The 19,553-nt window shown below is 54.4% G+C and carries 14 protein-coding genes, 3 tRNA genes and 3 pseudogenes; 10 read left to right on the top strand and 10 right to left on the bottom strand.

Annotation, left to right across the window (positions count from 1 at the left end):
• Positions 1-24: 24 nt before the first annotated feature.
• From miaA to nnr, 5 genes are all read right to left on the bottom strand, one after another.
• On the bottom strand, positions 25-975 hold the full coding sequence (gene miaA / locus EPE01S_RS12945) for a tRNA (adenosine(37)-N6)-dimethylallyltransferase MiaA (protein WP_062745676.1): 951 nt from the start codon (positions 973-975) through the stop codon (positions 25-27).
• Entirely contained in the window at positions 968-2,827 is a 1,860-nt protein-coding gene (gene mutL, locus EPE01S_RS12950; RefSeq protein WP_062745679.1) for a DNA mismatch repair endonuclease MutL, read from the bottom strand. Before mutL ends, miaA begins: the two co-directional genes overlap by 8 nt.
• Positions 2,828-2,919: 92 nt before the next feature.
• Complete coding sequence (gene amiB / locus EPE01S_RS12955; protein WP_157076016.1) at positions 2,920-4,587, bottom strand: N-acetylmuramoyl-L-alanine amidase AmiB; 1,668 nt, start codon at positions 4,585-4,587, stop codon at positions 2,920-2,922.
• Positions 4,584-5,060, bottom strand: coding sequence for a tRNA (adenosine(37)-N6)-threonylcarbamoyltransferase complex ATPase subunit type 1 TsaE (gene tsaE, locus EPE01S_RS12960; protein WP_062745682.1), 477 nt, complete (start codon positions 5,058-5,060; stop codon positions 4,584-4,586). The genes amiB and tsaE overlap by 4 nt, the downstream gene beginning before the upstream one ends.
• Positions 5,057-6,580 (bottom strand): bifunctional ADP-dependent NAD(P)H-hydrate dehydratase/NAD(P)H-hydrate epimerase, encoded by a 1,524-nt coding sequence (gene nnr, locus EPE01S_RS12965; RefSeq protein ID WP_062745685.1) that lies wholly within the window; start codon positions 6,578-6,580, stop codon positions 5,057-5,059. The genes tsaE and nnr overlap by 4 nt, the downstream gene beginning before the upstream one ends.
• Here nnr and queG point away from each other — a divergent pair.
• Positions 6,579-7,718: a tRNA epoxyqueuosine(34) reductase QueG gene (gene queG / locus EPE01S_RS12970; protein ID WP_062745689.1), complete on the top strand. Its 1,140-nt coding sequence runs from the start codon at positions 6,579-6,581 to the stop codon at positions 7,716-7,718. The genes nnr and queG overlap by 2 nt on opposite strands.
• 313 nt (positions 7,719-8,031) lie before the next feature.
• Here queG and EPE01S_RS12975 read toward each other — a convergent pair.
• A tRNA-Gly gene (locus EPE01S_RS12975) sits at positions 8,032-8,107 on the bottom strand.
• Positions 8,108-8,200: 93 nt separating this feature from the next.
• On the opposite strand from EPE01S_RS12975, the gene EPE01S_RS23470 reads away from it, so the two are divergent.
• From EPE01S_RS23470 to EPE01S_RS12985, 5 genes and pseudogenes are all read left to right on the top strand, one after another.
• Positions 8,201-8,458 carry a hypothetical protein gene (locus EPE01S_RS23470; protein WP_157076017.1) on the top strand — a complete coding sequence of 86 codons (258 nt, stop codon included), beginning with the start codon at positions 8,201-8,203 and terminating at the stop codon, positions 8,456-8,458.
• A 219-nt stretch (positions 8,459-8,677) separates the two neighbouring features.
• Positions 8,678-9,970: pseudogene (locus EPE01S_RS24175) on the top strand (ESPR-type extended signal peptide-containing protein); the annotation flags it as partial.
• Positions 9,971-10,099: 129 nt separating this feature from the next.
• A pseudogene (locus EPE01S_RS24180) lies at positions 10,100-10,205 on the top strand (hypothetical protein); the annotation flags it as partial.
• A 134-nt stretch (positions 10,206-10,339) separates the two neighbouring features.
• A pseudogene (locus EPE01S_RS24185) lies at positions 10,340-10,792 on the top strand (YadA C-terminal domain-containing protein); the annotation flags it as partial.
• Between the two features lie 60 nt (positions 10,793-10,852).
• Positions 10,853-11,419: a tetratricopeptide repeat protein gene (locus tag EPE01S_RS12985; RefSeq protein ID WP_062745693.1), complete on the top strand. Its 567-nt coding sequence runs from the start codon at positions 10,853-10,855 to the stop codon at positions 11,417-11,419.
• Between the two features lie 47 nt (positions 11,420-11,466).
• Here EPE01S_RS12985 and EPE01S_RS12990 read toward each other — a convergent pair whose 3' ends face one another.
• Complete coding sequence (locus EPE01S_RS12990; RefSeq protein WP_245006693.1) at positions 11,467-11,937, bottom strand: nucleoside deaminase; 471 nt, start codon at positions 11,935-11,937, stop codon at positions 11,467-11,469.
• Between the two features lie 111 nt (positions 11,938-12,048).
• On the opposite strand from EPE01S_RS12990, the gene cynR reads away from it, so the two are divergent.
• Positions 12,049-12,945 carry a transcriptional regulator CynR gene (cynR, locus tag EPE01S_RS12995; RefSeq protein WP_062745697.1) on the top strand — a complete coding sequence of 299 codons (897 nt, stop codon included), beginning with the start codon at positions 12,049-12,051 and terminating at the stop codon, positions 12,943-12,945.
• 67 nt (positions 12,946-13,012) lie between these two features.
• Here the strand turns inward: cynR and EPE01S_RS13000 are convergent.
• From EPE01S_RS13000 to orn, 3 genes are all read right to left on the bottom strand, one after another.
• Positions 13,013-13,088: transfer RNA gene (locus EPE01S_RS13000), tRNA-Gly, on the bottom strand.
• Positions 13,089-13,114: 26 nt separating this feature from the next.
• Positions 13,115-13,190, bottom strand: a tRNA-Gly gene (locus tag EPE01S_RS13005).
• Between the two features lie 192 nt (positions 13,191-13,382).
• On the bottom strand, positions 13,383-13,928 hold the full coding sequence (gene orn, locus EPE01S_RS13010) for an oligoribonuclease (RefSeq protein WP_062745700.1): 546 nt from the start codon (positions 13,926-13,928) through the stop codon (positions 13,383-13,385).
• Between the two features lie 102 nt (positions 13,929-14,030).
• On the opposite strand from orn, the gene rsgA reads away from it, so the two are divergent.
• The 3 genes from rsgA to mscM all read left to right on the top strand — a co-directional run bounded on the left by rsgA (position 14,031) and on the right by mscM (position 19,533).
• Positions 14,031-15,089, top strand: a complete 1,059-nt coding sequence (gene rsgA, locus EPE01S_RS13015) for a small ribosomal subunit biogenesis GTPase RsgA (protein ID WP_062745702.1) — start codon at positions 14,031-14,033, stop codon at positions 15,087-15,089.
• Positions 15,090-15,288: 199 nt separating this feature from the next.
• Positions 15,289-16,188 carry an archaetidylserine decarboxylase gene (gene asd, locus EPE01S_RS13020; protein WP_062745704.1) on the top strand — a complete coding sequence of 300 codons (900 nt, stop codon included), beginning with the start codon at positions 15,289-15,291 and terminating at the stop codon, positions 16,186-16,188.
• Between the two features lie 9 nt (positions 16,189-16,197).
• Entirely contained in the window at positions 16,198-19,533 is a 3,336-nt protein-coding gene (gene mscM, locus EPE01S_RS13025; protein ID WP_062745705.1) for a miniconductance mechanosensitive channel MscM, read from the top strand.
• Positions 19,534-19,553: the final 20 nt, after the last annotated feature.

A 19,553-nucleotide genomic window follows, 5' to 3' on the forward strand; every position in this document is an offset into this window, starting at 1 on the left:
AGATAACGCACCAATTGTACACAATCACCCAGGCTTCGCACTAAGAACCTGTAACACGCGGGCATAGGCCGCATCAGGCTGTTCGCTGTCAAGCCAGTGAACATCTTTCCAGCCACGTAACCATGTTATCTGGCGTTTAGCCAACTGCCGGGTTGCGCAAATTCCCCGATAAACCATGTCATCGTAATCAATTTCACCGGATAAAAATGACCACATCTGGCGATAACCAACACAACGAATGGAAGGCATATCCGTATGCAAATCACCTCGTGCAAAGAGCGCCCGAGCCTCCGCTTCAAACCCTGACGTTAACATCTGATGAAACCGCTGCTCAATACGCTGATGGATTAATTCGCGATTCGCGGGTGCGATAGCGAACTGTGCAACATCGTACGGCAGTGGATCGCCCGAAGTTTTAGTCAGTTCCGTTAAAGTTTTACCCGAAATGAAAAAAACTTCCAGTGCTCGCGAGAGTCTCTGGGGATCATTCGGATGAATACGACGTCCAGCAACGGGATCAACATCACATAACTGACGGTGAAGCGCTTCCCAGCCCTCCTCACGCGCCATCTGCTCTATACGCTGACGTACCTCTGGATCGGCCGAGGGCAACGGCGATAATCCTTCCAGCAACGCCTTGTAATAAAGCATGGTGCCACCAACAAGCAACGGAATGTTACCCCGCCGGGTAATATCCGCCATTTCAGCCAGCGCATCGCGCCGAAACTCCGCAGCCGAATAGGCCTCAGAGGGATCGCGAATGTCCAGCAAACGATGAGGCGCAAGACGTCTTTCCTCTGCGGAGGGTTTGGCAGTGCCAATATCCATACCGCGATAGATCAGCGCTGAATCAACACTGATCAGCTCTACCGGTAACGCCTGGCGCAGTGCAATCGCCAGGGCGGTTTTACCGGAGGCCGTCGGCCCCATCAAAAATATTGCCTTAGGCAGGCCAGCCGTGGATTGTTCACTCATGCTTCAGGGCGTTCATCGCCGTTTCAATATCGATGTATTGCAGTAATCCAGAAGGTGGCGATTTCACTAATTGCGGGCAAAGTCGCTCGACTTCTGCCAGCAGGGTAATCGCCTGCGAGTGATTCCAGTGCTGATATTCAGAAACAGACTGACGCGCTAACCACTGCGCCGTCTGGCTTGCTGATACATCCTGCTGCCGGGCCAGATACCCTAACATTTCTGGAATCAAGTTTTGTAAATTTTGTTGGCGTAATGGTAAAGGCACGGCGCGTAACATCACATGATGAGCGTCAAACAGCAGGTCAATGCCCATCAACGCCAGCAAGTCCGACTGCCGCTGCCCCGCCTCACGCTCTGCCTTTTCCAGCTTAAGCCGGACAGGAATCAGCAATGGCTGCGGCTTCAACCCTTCACTACCGGGTTCCAGCTGCATCTGCTTCAACCAGCGTTCAGCCACTGCCAGCGCAATCAGTGCCACACCTGAGCTGCCGTCAACCAGCGCATACTGCTCCTGTATCACGGTCAGTACGCGTCCAAAACTGTGCACGTGCCCGGCAAGCGGGGCCGGTTTTTCTTCTTTTACGCGGGTTTCCGGGGGCGGCTCGTCACGAACGGCGGGTGCAGATGACACCTCTCCGGTCTTCAACAGCTGTTGATAGACCGCGCCCTCGCGTTTCTGATACTGCGGCTCCTGCCGCTGCCAGCGGTTTCCAGCCCGGCTACCCTGGTCCGTCGGCGCGGCGCGCGGCGCAGCAGGGGCCGGTTCAGAGAAGTGATTTCCCCCCGCCGCCTGACGATTCTCTGGCTGCCAGCGCTCGGCAGGCGCGGATGATACATCAGGCAGCGCTTCTGCACCGGTTTCCTGCAGTACGCTGATCACGCCCTGATAAATAAAATCATGCACCAGCCGCGACTGATGAAAACGCACCTCATGCTTTGCCGGGTGAACATTGACATCAACCTGGTGAGGATCAATTTCCAGATAAAGCACATACGCAGGCTGATGTTGATCCCCCAGTTTATCCTGATAGGCCTGACGGATAGCATGGTTAATTAAGCGATCACGCATCATCCGGCCGTTAACATAGCAGTACTGTAATTCGGTCAGTGCCTTAGAGCCCACCGGGTCAGCCACCCAGCCGCGTAAACTCAGATCCCCGTGCTGCCACTCAATGTTCAGCGCATGGGCAATAAACGCCGTACCGCAGATGGCCGCCACGCGCCGCTCACGCTGGGTGTTGTCACTGACACCACGATACTGACGCACCAGCTTGCCGTTATGGCTGAGAGAGATGGCCACATCAAATCGCGCCAGCGCGATACGCCGGATCACTTCATCAATATGGGTAAATTCGGTTTTTTCGGTGCGCATAAACTTGCGCCGTGCCGGCGTGTTGTAGAACAGATCCAACACTTCAAGCGTAGTGCCAACCGGGTGTGCTGCGGGTTTAACGGTGACGGCCTGGTCGCGTCCTTCCGCGTAGGCCTGCCAGGCTTCACTTTGTGCCTCGGTACGGGAAGTCAGGATCAGACGCGACACGGAACTGATGCTGGCCAACGCCTCACCACGAAATCCGAGGCTGATAATCGCCTCCAGGTCATCCAGCGAGGCGATTTTACTGGTTGCATGGCGGGCCAGTGCCATCGCCAGCTCATCTTTATGAATGCCACAGCCATTATCACGAATGCGGATCAGCTTCGCGCCGCCTTTCTCAATATCGATGTCAATGCGCGTAGCGCCTGCATCCAGGCTATTTTCCACCAGCTCTTTCACTACCGATGCCGGGCGTTCAACCACTTCTCCTGCAGCAATCTGGTTAGCCAGCTGTGGCGGTAATACCTGAATGGGCATGATTTGTCCTTTGAAACGGTTGGGCATGGGGCGACCGGGTATTTATCAGGGCGACCGCAAAAATGGCCGTCCCCAACATTATCCGCCCAGGGTTATGAGGTCGGAATTTTTAACGTCTGCCCCAGCATTACATTCTGCGACTTCATCTTATTTGCCTGCTGGATTGCCTGCGGGCTCACGCCGTATTTCGCAGCAATCGCCGTCAGCGAATCCCCCCGCACGACTTTGTGCCTGGCGGGTTTGCGGCTGCTCACTGCCGCCGCAGAAGCCGTTTTACTCCCGGCAGGAACCTTCAGACGCTGCCCCACCCAAACCACATCTTTTTTTAATGTGTTCATGGTACGCAGCGTTTCCATACTGACCCCATAGCTGGCGGCAATACCGGAAAGTGTCTCTCCGCGTTTCACCACATGGCGCTGAACCGCACCGGTATATTCTGTGCTGGCGGGGGCCGGGTTAGCCTGGACTTCAACCGCCGTTGCGGCCTGCAACGGTCGGTTTTCCTCCTTTGGGATGGATTGTAACGGGTGCGCCAGGAAGTAGTTGCGCAGGCCTTTATAAATCGACTCGGCAATCTTCTGCTGGTAAGCACTGCTGCCCAGCAGCCGCTCCTCCGAAGGGTTACTGATAAAACCGGTTTCCACCAGCAGAGAAGGGATATCTGGCGAGCGGAGTACGCCGAGGCTGGCATGTTCCGGCCGGCGCTTGTGCAGCGCGCCGACGCGTTGCAGCTGCGCAATCACTTTCACTGCCACATCATAGCCCACGCGCTGCGAATGCCCGAACTGCAGATCCAGCACAGCCTGGCTGAGGTACGGATCCGCCTGGCTGTTGGCCAGCAGGTCACCGGCACCGCCTAACAGTTCTGACTGTTTCTCATGCTGTTCCAGCCAGCCCGCCATTTCACTGTTCGCACGACGGTTCGACAGCACCCACACGGAAGCACCGGATGCGCTGCGGTTGGGTGCGGCATCGGCGTGAATGGACACCAGCAGATTGGCGTTTTGCTTGCGCGCCACTTCAGAGCGGCCCATGACGGAAATAAAATAGTCGCCGTCACGGGTCATCACGCCTTTAAACATCGGGTCGGCATTCAGCAGCGCTTTTAACTTGCGCGCAATCGCAATCGTCACGTTTTTTTCTTTCAGGCCCCCGCCACCAATGGCGCCCGGATCCTGTCCGCCGTGACCGGCATCAATTGCCACGATCACGGTGTCATTGCTGCTACGAGCGTTGCGTGGGCGCGCCACCTCATTACCACTGCTGACCGACGTCACCGGATTGGCATCAAACGGACTTTTTGGCGGTGCACTGACCGGACGGGAAGGTGACACGCTGCTTACCGCGGCCTGGCGGCTTGCCTGGGATGGCTGCGTGCCGGAAATGGTGAACACCACATTGTAATGACTGCCGTTACGCTGCGTAACCGCCCGGGTCTTACCCCGCTGGGTCAGCTCAAACACCAGCCGGATACTCTGGCTGTCTTTGGCGGTGCTTGACCGGATGCGCTTCACAATGTTCTCACCGCTGAAAGTCAGGGGCAGCCCCTGTACGATACCGCTCTGGCGGATATCCAGCACAACACGATCCGGGTTATGTAACGGAAAGAATGCATACACCGGTTGCCCGGCAAAGCTCAGCGTGACCCGGGCTTCGTTACTGCCATTAGAAACTTTAATATCGGATAAATTCGCCGCCACCGAGCTGAAGGAACAGCAAAACAGGGCCAGCAGGCACCAGGCTTTAAATCGCAGCATCATGCTCCATCCTGTTCAGCCATTATGCGTTGTAACATCGTTTCACCATTGGGGGTGCAGGCGCACAGGCGTGCTTCACGCGCATGTCCCTGATAAGTGAGATGCAGCTCCACATCAGGCTCTGGCAGGATGCCAGCCCCCTGCTGAGGCCACTCAACCAGGCACAGGCTGTCCGGGCCAAAATAATCACGAATGCCCATAAATTCAAGCTCTTCCGGGTCAGACAAACGGTACAGGTCAAAGTGATACACCCGGCGATCTGGCAGAACGTAAGGTTCAACCAGCGTATAAGTGGGACTTTTTACATTTCCCTGATGGCCAAGCGCCTGTAAGAAGCCGCGGCTAAAGGTGGTTTTACCTGCACCGAGGTCGCCATAAAGATAGAGGATCGCCGCGCCTTGACAGGCGCGGGCCAGGCGGGCACCCAGAGCGAGGGTTGCTGCCTCATCGGGCAATGCAATTACACAGGTCATCATTCTTTTGTATTCGAAATCTCAGGATTGACAAACAGATACAGCATCGAGAGCAGGTCGCTGGCTAACATACCGCGCGTACCGCGCTGCTGTGCCACTACGTCAGCCGCCGCTCCATGCACGACGCATCCTGCGCAGGCAGCATCGTACAGTGAGAGCTTTTGCCCTGCCAGACTGCCGATAATACCAGATAACACATCTCCCATTCCCCCACTGGCCATACCGGCGTTACCGACATCGGCAATGGCCATTTCGCCCTGCTCGCTGGCAATCAATGTACCGGCACCTTTCAGGACGACAGTACCACCATAGCGCTTTGCCAGACGGCGTACAGCCAGTAAGCGATCACTCTCAATTTCGCTGACTTTACTGTTCAGCAGCCTTGCGGCTTCACCGGGATGCGGCGTAATAATTCGATTTTGACGTTTATCGGGGCTGATTGCCAGCAGGTTAAGCGCATCGGCGTCCCAAAGCATCGTTTTCTGAGAATTTTCGACCTTTTTCAAGGCGTTCTTACCCCACGCGCCCTGACCGAGACCAGGGCCAATCACGATGACATCCGCCCATTCCAGCCCGGCATCGAGCGTCTTATCCGTCATCTCCTGTACCATAATCTCCGGACGCGCCGTCAGTAAGGGGCCAACGTTTTCAATGTGAGTGAGTACTCGCACCAAACCTGATCCGGCGCGTAATGCGGCTTCTGCTGTCATACGAATCGCTCCGGCAGTTCCGTGATCGCCGCCAATCACCAGCAGGCGGCCGTGATCGCCTTTGTGTGAGGTCGGCCGCCGTGGCGGCAGCCAGGTGGCGAGATGGCCGGCATCATAGCGGGCAATCGGCGCGACCTGACCTCGCAACCACGGATCAAGATTCAGGCTGTGGTAATGCAGCTGTCCGACATGGTCACGCGCTTTACCGGTCAGTAGCCCCGGTTTCAGGGCGATAAATGCCAGCGTATGACGCGCATTAACGGCAACACCCGGGACAGTACCGTTAGCAGCCACTAACCCTGAGGGCACATCCAGCGCAAACACCGGGGCTGAATGGCCATTCATCCGCTCAATCAGCGCATCATAAGGCGCTTCAGGGGTGCGATGAAGCCCGGTGCCGAGCAGTGCATCAACAATCACGTCAACAGAATCAGGCCAGGAAAGGCGTGCATCGTGGATTACGCCACCGGCCGCCAGCCAGTTTTCCCGCGCCTGGCGGGCTTCCTCTGGCGGGTTTTTATTCCCTTCCACAGCAATCAGCGTGACCTGCAGCCCGGCAGCCTGCACCAGGCGTGCTACGACAAAGCCATCGCCGCCATTGTTGCCGTGCCCGCACAGGATCAGCCAGTGCTGCGCCTGCGGCCAGAGCTGCCGTAGTAAGCTGAACGCTGCCTCCCCTGCGCGCTGCATCAGTTCAAACAGTGTGATACCCAGACTGTCTGCCCCCTCACGCTCCAGCCCGGCGACCGCCTCCACAGGCCAGACAGAATAGGGTAAACTGGTACGGTCTTTTTGCTGGTTCAGGTTATTCATGTCGCATCCTCTCGATTTTCATCAACTTGCCCGGGATATTAAACAGTGGGGGCTGGCGCTCGGCTTTCAGCAGGTGGGTATTTGTGATACCGACTTAACGCTGGAAGAGCCCCGTCTTCAGGCCTGGCTGGACAAACAATACCACGGTGAAATGGACTGGATGGCGCGCCACGGGATGATGCGCGCCCGCCCCCATGAACTGCTGCCCGGTACGCTGCGCGTCATCAGCGTACGGATGAATTATCTGCCTGCAAAAGCCGCCTTCGCCAGCACGCTAAAAAATCCCCGGCTGGGCTATGTCAGCCGTTACGCTCTCGGCCGCGATTATCACAAAGTATTACGCAATCGCCTGAAAAAGCTCGGCGATATGATCCGCGAACACTGTAGTGACGCCCAGTTCCGTCCCTTTGTCGACTCAGCGCCGCTGTTGGAACGGCCGCTGGCCGCGAAGGCGGGTCTGGGATGGACGGGTAAACATTCGCTGATCCTCAATCGCGAAGCCGGATCCTGGTTTTTTCTCGGCGAACTGTTGATTGATCTGCCGCTGCCGGTTGATAGTCCGGTCGAAGAGAACTGTGGACGCTGCGTTGCCTGCATCACTACCTGCCCGACAGGTGCCATCGTCGAGCCTTACACCGTCGATGCCCGCCGCTGCATCTCTTATCTCACCATCGAGTTAGAAGGTGCGATTCCGGAAGCGTTTCGTCCCTTGATCGGTAACCGCATTTACGGCTGCGACGACTGCCAGCTGATTTGCCCGTGGAACCGTTACGGGCAGCTCACGGATGAAGATGATTTCAGCCCACGCGCCATCCTGCATGCTCCCCCCCTGACAGAGCTTTTCGCCTGGGATGAAGCAAAATTCTTACGTATTACTGAAGGGTCAGCTATCCGGCGTATTGGTCATTTGCGCTGGCTGCGCAATATCGCGGTGGCGCTCGGCAACGCGCCCTGGGATGAAAACCATCTGAAAGCACTGGAAGCACGTCGCGGTGAGCATGCCATGCTGGATGAACATATTGACTGGGCGATTGCGCGCCAGCTGGCACGACGCGATGAACATACTATTGAAGTACAGAGCAGCCAGCAGAAACGCCTGGTGCGTACGATCGAGAAGGGATTGCCACGTGATGCTTAAATGCACAACAGGGTAAGTTTTCTCCCTGCGGAATCTTTTCCACATGCTGTGAATAAAAATAAAAACTCTTTGTCATTCAAGCGTCACAGAAACAGCAAGTGATCCAGATAACAATTTGAAATATTCACAATTGATTTAAAAACAACGAGTTACAAAAGATATGGAATAACAAGCTGTTTTGTCGCACGCGAAGATCAACAACATAAGCTGTGGATAAGTCTGTTTAAAAGATTTTTGAGCAGGGGAAAACAGGCTATCGCACTGCATCAGACGCTGTGGATAAAAATGAAGGTAATTGAGAAATATTTTTATTTGGAGCGGGAAACGAGACTCGAACTCGCGACCCCGACCTTGGCAAGGTCGTGCTCTACCAACTGAGCTATTCCCGCTTAGGATAAATGCTGCTTTAATGCACTAAAAAGCATGTAACTTATTGATTAATCTGATTTTTATTCCTGCTTTTCACAGGAGAGGTCGCTATTATGGACCTGTTTACGGGTGCTGGCAAGCCTTGCTTCAAAAAAAATTTTCCCGCTCAAAAAAACTGCGCACTGCGTCACTCCGTTACCCGTTATGAGACGATTCAGATCCCCGCCATTTGCAAACCTGCCCGTCAGTCAGTATGGAACTGGCGTATCAAAATGTGCCGATTCAATATCAAACCTCATAATACTGATGACGAAAAAACCATTAGTAATATAACGATATTTTTAATAAAACCACTAACAACAAAAAAATAATTAAATATCGATAGACAATAAATAAACTAATCATTTTATTATAATGGATAAATAACGATACCGATAAGCACACACCCTGATTGACATAAAGCAGTTTATATCGCTACCATTATTCGGTTAAAGCCAAATTTATTACCCGCACCACCAGGAAGAAACAAAACTTTTAAATTACCCCTCCTTTTATTAGGAAATTACTTAAATTAACGGACTATTATCGACATGAATAAGATATTCAAAGTAATTTGGAATAAAAGTGCCCAGTGCTTCGTGGTCTCTTCTGAACTGGCAAAAAGTACAGTTAAAAGTGGACGACAAAAATTAACACCAGCAAGCCAGAAAAGCTCAACGCTGTTTAGCTTTTCGCTGCTGGTCTCATCGCTACTGATGGCCATGTCCGGGTCAGCCTATGCGGTGAACGCAGCACCGCCAGCAAACAGTATTAACCCGGACTATCAGGCAGCAAACGGATTAATCAGCATTGCAGGCGGTGGCAAAGGCAACGCCCATGCAACTGATAATAAAAATGGCCAGAATGATAAGTCCAATAATGACTATGGTATTGCTATCGGAGCCGGCTCTAAAGGATTCTGGGCCAGCGTGGCCATGGGGGATACCGCCGAGGCACAGTCGCTTTACGGCACCGCCATCGGTCCCAAGGCCAACATAGACAACGCCTCGGACTATGCCGTTGCGCTGGGTAATAAGGCCAGCATAAAGACCAGTAACAACGGGGTGGTATTGGGCTCCAATGCCAGTCTTACAGGTGCCGAGAACTCGGTCGCCATAGGAAATGCAGCGTCCGTTAGTGGGGTTAAGAACTCCGTCGCCATAGGCGCAAACTCTACGGCAACCGAAGAAAATACCGTCTCCATTGGTTCTAAAGGGCATGAGCGCAAACTGGTTAACCTGGCTGACGGCGATGTTTCTGCGACGTCTAAAGAAGCGGTTAACGGCAGTCAGCTGAATACGACTAACCTGAAGATTGATGCGTTTGACGGACGAATCAATGACAATAATGCCAATATCGATCTCCTGAATCAGGGAAGTGCCGGCGTCATTCAGGTAACCAAAGATAAAACGACACTGTTTATCGGTTCTGACATTGCAGAAGAAGTAACCACGTTTGATCTGTCCACAACAAAGACTGTAGATGGTGAAGATGTCACAACCAACCGGAAAATGACGGGTCTGCTGGAGGGCATAGTCGAAAAAGATTCCACCGATGCCGTCAACGGCAATCAGCTGTTTAAAACCGAGCAGGAAGTACTGCAAAACACCGGTGATATTACCAATCTGAATACCGGTAAGGCCGGGCTGGTGCAGCTGGAAGGGCAAAATCTGTTCTTCGGCAGCGCGGCGGCCAACGCAATGGTCTTTAATGTCGGAAACCGCACGATCAGCGGTGTGAAAGCAGCCACACTCAGCGCAGACTCAACCGAAGCTGTTAACGGCAGTCAGCTGCATGACACCAATGCCCGCATTGATAAAAACTCCGATGACATTGCCAAACTGGCCGGTAACAGCAGCGGTGGGGGTGCTGGCGGCATGCTGCAAATGAGTGGTGACGGGCAGTCCCTTGTCGTCAGTGAGGCAGGGAAAGGGGCAACCTCGCTCAATTTAGACGGCCTCACCATTAACGGGATTGGCGCAGGCGAGTTAAGTGCGACTTCCACCGAGGCGGTTAATGGTTCTCAGCTGTTTGAAACCAATCAACAGGTTTCTAAAAACACTACCGATATCAGTAAATTAAGCACAGACATCAGCAGTGGTAAAACAGGCGTAACGCAGATTGATGGCGATAAAATCGTCTTCAACGATGGCGGGAAAGGCACAACCACTCTGGATGTCGGCGGGCGTAACGTTGCTAATATCAAAGAGGGTGAGCTGTCCAAAAACTCGAAAGATGCGGTTAATGGTTCTCAGCTGTTTGAGACGAATACTCACGTTGAGCAGAACACGGCAAATATTGAAATTAACCGGACAGATATTAATAAAAACAAGACGGATATTGCCAATAACTCATCAAAAATCACTGACCTTGAAAATTCCTTCTCAGGCATGAATCACTCATTCAGAAGCCTGGCGAAAGAAGTTAACAAGAATAAAAAACGGGCTGATGCCGGGATTGCCGGGGCGATGGCGATGACGGCCATTCCCCATGTGTATTCCGACGACTTCTCTTTCGGTATGTCGATGTCAGGTTACCGGGATCAGGGGGCATTAGCCGCAGGGGTGACGGTGAAAACCAGTGAACATACGGCCATGAAAGTGAACTCTTCCTGGGATACCCAAAATGGCGCTGGCGTTGCCGCAGGTTTTGCCTGGGGCTGGTAAGGCTGATTGAATAATGGCCATCGGGAGGAGTCCCGCTGGCCATAAAAGGTGACTATTTCAATGAAGACCATTATCAACGGCCTGATTATTATTATCATGAGCTCAATCATTTCTACGCTGTGCGCGCTCTACTTATCTGATAATAACAACAGCCTTTTTAAACATTATGATCCCCCTGCAGTCAATAATCAGCACGATAACACTATCGAATTACTGAAAAAATCCGCTATAGCCGGAAATATAGAGTCGCAGTTTACGCTCGGTACTATGTATTATCTGGGACGTCAGGTTCCTAAAGATGATGTTGAATCACGCTTCTGGTTTAATATTGCCTACACAAATGGCAGTCTGGAAGCCGAAGTCAATCTTGCCTCCATGTATAAATACGGTGAGGGTGGGGATAAGGACCTGAAAAAAGCACTTTCACTCTACGCCGATGCCGCACAAAAAGGGTCTCCCGTTGCTTTTTACAGTCTGGGAAAAATGTATCTGACGGGCGACGCTCTGGAGAAAAATGAGCGCTATGGGCTCTCGTTATTACAGGACTCCTGTCGTGCAGGTTACGACAAGAGCTGTCTTCTGCTGCGACAAACATCTCATCCTCATCCGGCGACACCGCAAAAATGACCCTCAGGATCATTTTTGCGGCCGGTGAACGATCAGATCTGCCAGCGTTAAGGGTTCAGCTGCTGCCAGCGCTGATAAACGTTGATCGCATTGCTGCTTTTCTGCTGGATCATCGGCAGGCGACGCTGTTCGATCGGCTTGCTGTACTCTGCATAGAAGGTATTCAGTTCAAAGTACTTGCGGTTATCCTGATAAAACGGTGCATAGTCTTCACGCGTTGTAAGGTAAATCACCTGCTTCGGACTGCAATAGTAGAGTGAGCCAAGGCACATCGGACAGGGGCTGGCGAGAATGTAAATATCGCAGTCACTGAGATTTTCTGTGCCGAGCCGCGTACAGGCCTGGCGGATAGCCAGGATTTCAGCGTGTGCGGTAGGATCGCTGGTTTGTGCCACCAGATTCGGACTTTCTGCAATAATCTCACCGTCACGCACGATCACCGTCGCAAACGGCCTTCCGCCCTCTTCCACGTTTTTCATTGCCAGATCGACAGTACGCTGCACAAAATCCATCATCATCTCCATGTCTGCTCAGAGTAGGGTTAATGGAGATAAGGCTATGGCCGGTTAGCTATAATGTAAAAGACCCATTTATAATGAATGCCATAAGCTGTAATTATAGGAACGCTCATGCTGTTACGTCATATCCACTATTTTCTGGCGGTCGCTGAGCACCGTAGCTTTACCCGCGCGGCGACAGCGTTGCACGTCTCGCAGCCGGCACTGTCACAGCAGATTAAGCAGTTAGAAGAAACCCTGGGCAGCCCGCTTTTTGACCGAAGCGGAAGAGAGATGCGTCTGACCGACGCCGGAGAAACATATCGTCATTATGCGAAGCGGGCCCTGCGCGACCTGGCGGAGGGACAGCGTGCGCTGAATGACGTGGAAAATCTACGGCGTGGAGCATTGCACATAGCCATTAACCCCACCTTCACTCACTACCTGATGGGGCCGCTGGTCGCGTCTTTTCACCACCGTTATCCCGACATTACGCTGGAAATACGGGAAATGCCTCAGGAGCAGATAGAGCAGAACCTGGCGGATGACCGCGTGGATTTAGGCATCGGATTTGACGTACCGGTGCAGACCGGCATCTCCGCTCAGACGCTGTTTACCGAAACGCTGGCGCTGGTCGTCGCCAGCCATCACCCCCAGGCCCGGCATCGCCGTCTGCCGCTTGCGGCACTGGATGAGGAGAAGCTGGTGCTGCTGACGGCTGAATTTGCCACCCGGAGGCAAATTGATCACTGCTGTCGGAAAAACAACCTGAATCCTCAGGTGTTAATGCAGGCAAACTCACTGAGTGCGGTGATTGAAATTATCCGGCGAACCAGGCTTGCCAGCCTGCTACCGGCAATGACAACCCTGGCGCATCCTGATCTGGTGTCCGTTGAACTCACGCCCCCGCTGCTGGAAAGAACGGCAGTGCTTTTACAAAGAAAGGGAGGATACCAGACCGCTGCGGCAAGGGCATTTGCCGTTCTTGCGCAGGAACAGGGAGATGATTTTCAGCAAGGACAGGCATAAAAAAAGAGCCTTTCGGCTCTTTTTTTACTGGTTCACAGAAAGACGAGTCTGTCTGAAAACGAAATTTTGGAGCGGGAAACGAGACTCGAACTCGCGACCCCGACCTTGGCAAGGTCGTGCTCTACCAACTGAGCTATTCCCGCTTGGGTGGTACTGACTACTTAAAATTTGGAGCGGGAAACGAGACTCGAACTCGCGACCCCGACCTTGGCAAGGTCGTGCTCTACCAACTGAGCTATTCCCGCTCTGGGTACCGAAGAAAATTCTTCATCGGTACGGGGTGCGAATTATACGAGTATTTTCCCCCCCCGCAACCCCCGGCATTGAAAAAATTTACTTTTTTTTGCCAAGTGTCGATTAAACCGCCGTTACGCTGATTTTTACAGCATTTCAGGGCTAAAAACAGCGCTTACTGCTTTTTCCCGCTCACCGTAAAATTACAGCTGGATAAAATGCTCGCGATAATAGGCCAGTTCGGCCACTGACTCACGGATATCATCCATCGCCTGGTGGGTCCCCTGCTTTTTAAAGCCCGGCAGGATCTCCGGTTTCCAGCGCCGTGCCAGCTCTTTCAGCGTACTGACATCCAGGTAACGGTAATGGAAGTAGGCTTCCAGCTCCGGCATATATTTGAACAGGAAGCGGCGATCCTGGCCAATGCTGTTACCACAGATCGGTGAACTGTTGGCCGGAACCCACTGTTCAAGAAAGGCAATCGTCGCCCGCACGGCAGCTTCTTCATCGATCTGGCTGGCTTTAACCCGCTCCACCAGGCCACTGTTGGTATGGGTGCGTACATTCCACTCATCCATTAATGCCAGTTGGGCATCTGACTGGTGGACAGCCATCACCGGGCCTTCGGCCAGAATATTCAGATCGGCGTCTGTAACCAGGGTGGCAATCTCAATAATCCGATCCTGCTCCGGGTCGAGCCCGGTCATCTCAAGATCAATCCAAATCAGGTTGTTAGCATTAGCAGTCATAGTACGTCTCGCGTTGGCCGAAGCGGCATAGTGTCGAATTAAGGTGTATGATAGACGTTTTGCCCTGTCAGGGCGAAATATGCAAAACCGGTGTGAGGAACAGTGACTAAAAACAAACTATCCAAAGGTCAGCAACGTCGCGTGAGTGCCAACCACGATCGTCGCCTGAAACAGCGTGCTGATAAACCTGAGCCAGATGACAATCTGTTCGGTGAAGCCCGTGATGGCGTGGTGATCAGCCGTTTTGGTATGCATGCCGATGTGGAAGATGCGGATGGTTCCGTTCACCGCTGTAACATCCGCCGCACCATTCGTTCACTGGTGACCGGTGACCGCGTGCGCTGGCGTCCAGGCGTGGAAGGGGGAGCTACCGTTAAAGGAATTGTTGAAGGCGTACATGAACGTACCTCGGTACTGACGCGTCCCGACTTCTATGACGGTGTGAAGCCTATTGCCGCCAATATCAATCAAATCGTGGTGGTGTCGGCTATTCTGCCTGAGCTCTCGCTGAACATCATTGACCGCTATCTGGTGGCGTGCGAAACACTGGGCGTTGAGCCACTGCTGGTACTGAACAAAACCGATCTGCTGGATGACAAGGGCCGTGCCTTCGTTGATGAGCAGATGGATATCTATCGCCATATTGGCTACAAGGTGCTGATGGTTTCCAGCCATCGTAAAGAGGGCCTGGTGGAACTGGAAGAGGCGCTGACCGGTCGGGTCAGTATCTTCGCCGGGCAGTCCGGGGTCGGAAAATCCAGCCTGCTCAACGCCCTGCTGGGTCTGGAGCTCAGCGCTGCCGAGATCCTCACTAATGACGTCTCCGACAACTCAGGCCTGGGACAGCACACCACCACTGCTTCCCGTCTCTATCACTTCCCGCACGGCGGGGACGTGATTGATTCCCCGGGGGTGCGGGAATTTGGTTTATGGCACCTGGAGCCGGAACAAATCACCCTGGGATTTGTCGAATTCCGTGACTACTTAGGCGGGTGCAAATTCCGTGACTGCAAACATGATACTGACCCCGGCTGCGCCATACGTGAAGCTGTCGAAAAAGGTGAGATCGACGAGTCGCGTTTTGTTAACTATCACCTGATTCTCGATACCATGTCTGAAGTCCAGGCGAAAACCCGCCGCTTTAGCACCGACAAAGACTGACAAAACGGGCCTGATAAACAGGCAGCGGGGCATTAAAAACAGCGTTCACTGCCGGGCAATAGCCTAAAACTGCGGGCGCTGCTACAATCCGCCCCCTTTATTAGCACTGTCCCCTGATTCATCACTTTGCAGAACGGCGCAGCGCGCCTCTGCAGCCTGATCCGGGGGCAGGTATATCTGATTGAGCCAGGAGGCTAACGTGTTCGATCGTATTAAACTCGGCCTGAATAACATACTGCCTAAAAAAGCCCTGACTGAACTGGCCGGCTGGGGTGCCAGCAAACGGGGTGGATGGCTGACCAAAGCCGTGATAGACGCTTTTGTCTGGTATTACAAAGTGGATATGAAAGAAGCGCAGAAACCGGACACGGCCAGCTATCGCACCTTTAACGATTTCTTCGTCCGTCCGCTGCGCGACGAAGCCCGGCCGATTGAAACTGACCCGAATCTGCTGGTTCTGCCTGCGGATGGCGCGATCAGCCAGTTAGGCCATATTGACGGCGAACAGATTTTTCAGGCCAAGGGGCATACCTATTCGCTGGAAGCGCTGCTGGCAGGCAATACCGCGATGACTGAGATGTTCCGTAACGGCGAGTTTGTCACCACTTACCTGGCACCACGTGACTACCACCGTGTTCATATGCCTTGTAACGGGATCCTGCGCGAAATGATCTACGTACCGGGCGACCTCTATTCGGTGAACCCGCTGACGGCCCAGAACATTCCCAATCTGTTTGCGCGTAACGAGCGGGTGATTTGCCTGTTTGATACCGAATTTGGTCCGATGGCACAGATTCTGGTGGGCGCCACGATTGTCGGCAGCATCGAAACCGCATGGGCGGGCACCGTAACGCCACCGCGTGAAGGGGTGATCAAACGCTGGAGCTGGCCGGGTGCAGATGCAGAGGGATCGGTCGTCCTGTTGAAAGGTCAGGAAATGGGGCGCTTTAAACTCGGCTCAACCGTGATTAACCTGTTTGCTCCTGGCAAAGTTAAGCTGGCAGAAAGCCTGACGGCTGAGAGTAAAACCCGTCTTGGCACGACCCTCGCCATCGCACTGCAAAAAGACAGTGCGGAAGACGTCCTCCATCATCCATAGCGGATAATCATGTCACGTCTGATACTCACTCTTTTGTTAGGCTGGAGCTTGCTCCAGCCGGTATATGCCGCCAGCGCACCGGATGCGTCGCAGATCAAACAACAGCTGGAAGAGGCGAAATCAGAGAAGACCTCCGCAAGTCAGACCGCCACCGTCGAGGCCCTGCAGTCCACGCTTAACTGGCTGGATGAATACCAGAAGTCCGTGGATCTTACGCAGGAATATCAGCAGGTCATCGACGATTTCCCCAAACTGTCCCGTGAATTACGCCAGCAGATCGTCACCCTGACGGACAGCAACAAGCCCCTGCGCAGTAATATGAGTGCCGCCGATCTCGATCAGGAGATCCTGCAGGTCAGCAGCCAGTTGCTGGAAGAGAGCCGTCAGGCCCAGCAGGAGCAGGATCGCGCCCGTGAGATCAGCGACTCTCTTTCCCAGTTGCCGCAGCAGCAAACCGATGCCCGCCGCGCGCTGAACGAAATAGAACGTCGCTTACAGGGACAGCCTGCCCCCAACACGCCACTCGGTCAGGCGCAGCTGGCGCAGCGTCAGGCAGAGTCTGCCGCACAAAAAGCCCGCGTGGATGAGCTGGAGCTGGCACAGCTTTCAGCCAACAACCGTCAGGAGCTGGCGCGTATGCGCGCCGAAGTCCACCAGCGTAAAGCCGCCAGCCTGGATGCCTACTTACAGGATTTACGTAACCAGCTGAACAGCCTGCGCCAGCGTGAGGCCGAAATGGCCCTGGCCCGCACCGAACAGCTGGCAGAAAACAGCGGTGATATGCCCGCCGGCATCACGGAACAGTTTCGCATTAACCGCGAACTTTCCAGCGCACTGAATCAGCAGGCGCAGCGCATGGACCTGGTGGCCTCGCAGCAGCGAACCGCCGCCAATCAGACCATCCAGGTTCGTCAGGCACTCAGCACCATTCGCGAACAGTCACAGTGGCTCGGCGTCTCCAACGTGCTGGGTGAAGCACTGCGTGCCCAGGTGGCCCGACTGCCGGATATGCCGAAGCCACAACAGCTGGATAATGAAATGGCCCAGCTGCGCGTGCAGCGCCTCTACTATGAAGACCTGCTCGAGCGCCAGAAATCACTGCGCCAGCTTCGCCAGGATGACAACAGCGACCTGACGCCTGAACAACGCCGTATCCTTGAAGCCCAGTTGAAAACCCAGCGCGAACTGCTGACCTCGCTGCTTTCCGGCTGTGATAATCTGATCCTCGGCGTCACCAAACTGAAAGTGGGCAACAGCCAGCTGGTGGATGCGCTGAATGAAGTCAAAGAAGCCACCCACCGCTACCTGTTCTGGACGGCGGATGTCAGCGCCGTCGACTTCAGCTACCCCATCAACCTCGCGCGTGACCTGCACCGCCTGCTGTCACTGGACACACTGGGTCAGCTGGGCGGCGCGATGGTGATGATGGTGACCAGCCGGGAAACCGTGCTGCCGCTGCTTGGCGCCGTGCTGCTGGTCGGCTTTAGCATCAGCTCCCGCCGCCACTTTCGCAAATTCCTTGAACGCGCCTCCAGTAAAGTCGGCAAGGTTACCCAGGATCACTTCAGTCTCACCCTGCGAACGGTGTTCTGGTCCATTCTGGTGGCACTCCCTTTGCCAGTGCTGTGGGCGGCGCTGGGCTATGGTTTACAACACGCCTGGCCCTATCCGATTGCCATTGCCATCGGTGACGGCGTGACCGCCAGCGTCCCGCTGCTCTGGGCGTTTATGGTCAGCAATACCTTTGCCCGTTCGCAGGGGCTGTTTATCGTCCATTTCCGCTGGCCGCAAACCCGTGTGGCGCGCGCAATGCGTTTCTATACGCTGTGCATCGGTCTGGTAGTACCGCTGATGATGATGCTGATTGCCTTCGATAATCTTGAAGACCGCGAATTCTCAGCCACCCTCGGCCGCCTGTGCTTTATCCTGATTTGTGGTGCCCTGAGCCTGGTGACTGTCAGCCTGAAACGGGCGGGGATCCCGCTGCACCTTGATAAAGAAGGTAACGGCGATAACTTGATTAACCGGATGCTGTGGAATGCGATGATCGCGATCCCGCTGGTCGCGGCCCTTGCCTCCTGTATCGGCTATCTGGCGGCGGCTCAGGCGCTGCTGGCGCGTCTGGAAACCTCGTTAGCGATCTGGTTCCTGCTGCTGGTGATTTACCATATTATTCGCCGCTGGATGCTGATCCAGCGGCGACGTATCGCCTTCGATCGGGCACGCCAGCGCCGGGCTGAGATCCTTGCCCAGCGCGCGCGCGGCGAAGAGGAACTCGCCGCCCAGCAAACCGCTGCCGACAGCGTGGATGTGGAAGAGCCGGTGATAGACCTGGATGCCATCAGCGCGCAGTCATTACGCCTTGTGCGTTCAATACTGACGCTGATCGCACTGGTTTCGGTGATCGTCCTGTGGTCAGAGATCCACTCCGCGTTTGGCTTTATGGAAAATATTCGCCTGTGGGATGTCAGCACCACCGTACAGGGAGTGGAAAGCCTGCAACCGATCACGCTGGGCTCGGTGGTGATTGCTATCCTGGTGCTGGTGATCACCACCCAGTTGGTGCGCAATATGCCTGCCCTGCTGGAGCTGGCGCTGTTGCAGCACCTCAGCCTGACGCCCGGCACGGGCTATGCCATCACCACCCTGACCAAATATATGCTGATCCTGATTGGCGGACTGGTCGGGTTCTCCCTGATCGGCATTGACTGGTCGAAACTGCAGTGGCTGGTGGCGGGTCTGACCGTCGGCCTGGGCTTTGGTCTGCAGGAGATCTTTGCAAACTTTATCTCCGGCCTGATCATTCTCTTCGAGAAGCCGATCCGCATCGGGGACACCGTGACCATCCGCGATCTGACCGGTAGCATCACACGCATTAATACCCGCGCCACCACCATTACCGACTGGGACCGCAAAGAGATTATCGTGCCGAACAAGGCCTTTATTACCGAGCAGTTTATTAACTGGTCGCTGTCAGACTCGGTCACCCGCGTGGTGCTGACCATCCCGGCCCCGGCCGAGGCGAACAGTGAAGAGGTAACCAACGTGCTGCTCACTGCCGCACAGCGATGCAGCTACGTGCTGGAGACACCGCCGCCAGAAGCCTTCCTGGTGGATTTGCAGCAGGGGATCCAGCTGTTTGAGTTGCGCATTCACGCTGCAGAAATGGGGCACCGCATGCCGCTGCGCCACGAGCTGCATCAGCTTATCCTGCGCGGTTATCAGGAGCACGGGCTGGAAATGCCGTTCCCACCGTTCCAGGTGCGTATGGAAACCATCGGACGCAAAACGCCTGCCAGCAACGGCGCGCCTGCGGCTCGTAATTACAAATCGGGCGGGTTGTGATGGCCCGGCACGGGTCAAAG

It is taken from the genome of Erwinia persicina NBRC 102418 (assembly GCF_001571305.1).
Lineage (GTDB): Bacteria > Pseudomonadota > Gammaproteobacteria > Enterobacterales > Enterobacteriaceae > Erwinia > Erwinia persicina.

What these genes read in the sequence shown, in the direction of transcription:
- EPE01S_RS12990 (WP_245006693.1), bottom strand. Translation starts at nt 11,937, where the DNA reads ATGATGATGGATTTTGTGCAGCGTACTGTCGATCTGGCAATGAAAAAC.
- orn (WP_062745700.1), bottom strand. Translation starts at nt 13,928, where the DNA reads ATGACTGCTAATGCTAACAACCTGATTTGGATTGATCTTGAGATGACC.
- miaA (WP_062745676.1), bottom strand. Translation starts at nt 975, where the DNA reads ATGAGTGAACAATCCACGGCTGGCCTGCCTAAGGCAATATTTTTGATG.
- EPE01S_RS12985 (WP_062745693.1), top strand. Translation starts at nt 10,853, where the DNA reads ATGAAGACCATTATCAACGGCCTGATTATTATTATCATGAGCTCAATC.
- nnr (WP_062745685.1), bottom strand. Translation starts at nt 6,580, where the DNA reads ATGAATAACCTGAACCAGCAAAAAGACCGTACCAGTTTACCCTATTCT.
- amiB (WP_157076016.1), bottom strand. Translation starts at nt 4,587, where the DNA reads ATGATGCTGCGATTTAAAGCCTGGTGCCTGCTGGCCCTGTTTTGCTGT.
- cynR (WP_062745697.1), top strand. Translation starts at nt 12,049, where the DNA reads ATGCTGTTACGTCATATCCACTATTTTCTGGCGGTCGCTGAGCACCGT.
- tsaE (WP_062745682.1), bottom strand. Translation starts at nt 5,060, where the DNA reads ATGATGACCTGTGTAATTGCATTGCCCGATGAGGCAGCAACCCTCGCT.
- mscM (WP_062745705.1), top strand. Translation starts at nt 16,198, where the DNA reads ATGTCACGTCTGATACTCACTCTTTTGTTAGGCTGGAGCTTGCTCCAG.
- EPE01S_RS23470 (WP_157076017.1), top strand. Translation starts at nt 8,201, where the DNA reads ATGGACCTGTTTACGGGTGCTGGCAAGCCTTGCTTCAAAAAAAATTTT.
- queG (WP_062745689.1), top strand. Translation starts at nt 6,579, where the DNA reads ATGTCGCATCCTCTCGATTTTCATCAACTTGCCCGGGATATTAAACAG.
- mutL (WP_062745679.1), bottom strand. Translation starts at nt 2,827, where the DNA reads ATGCCCATTCAGGTATTACCGCCACAGCTGGCTAACCAGATTGCTGCA.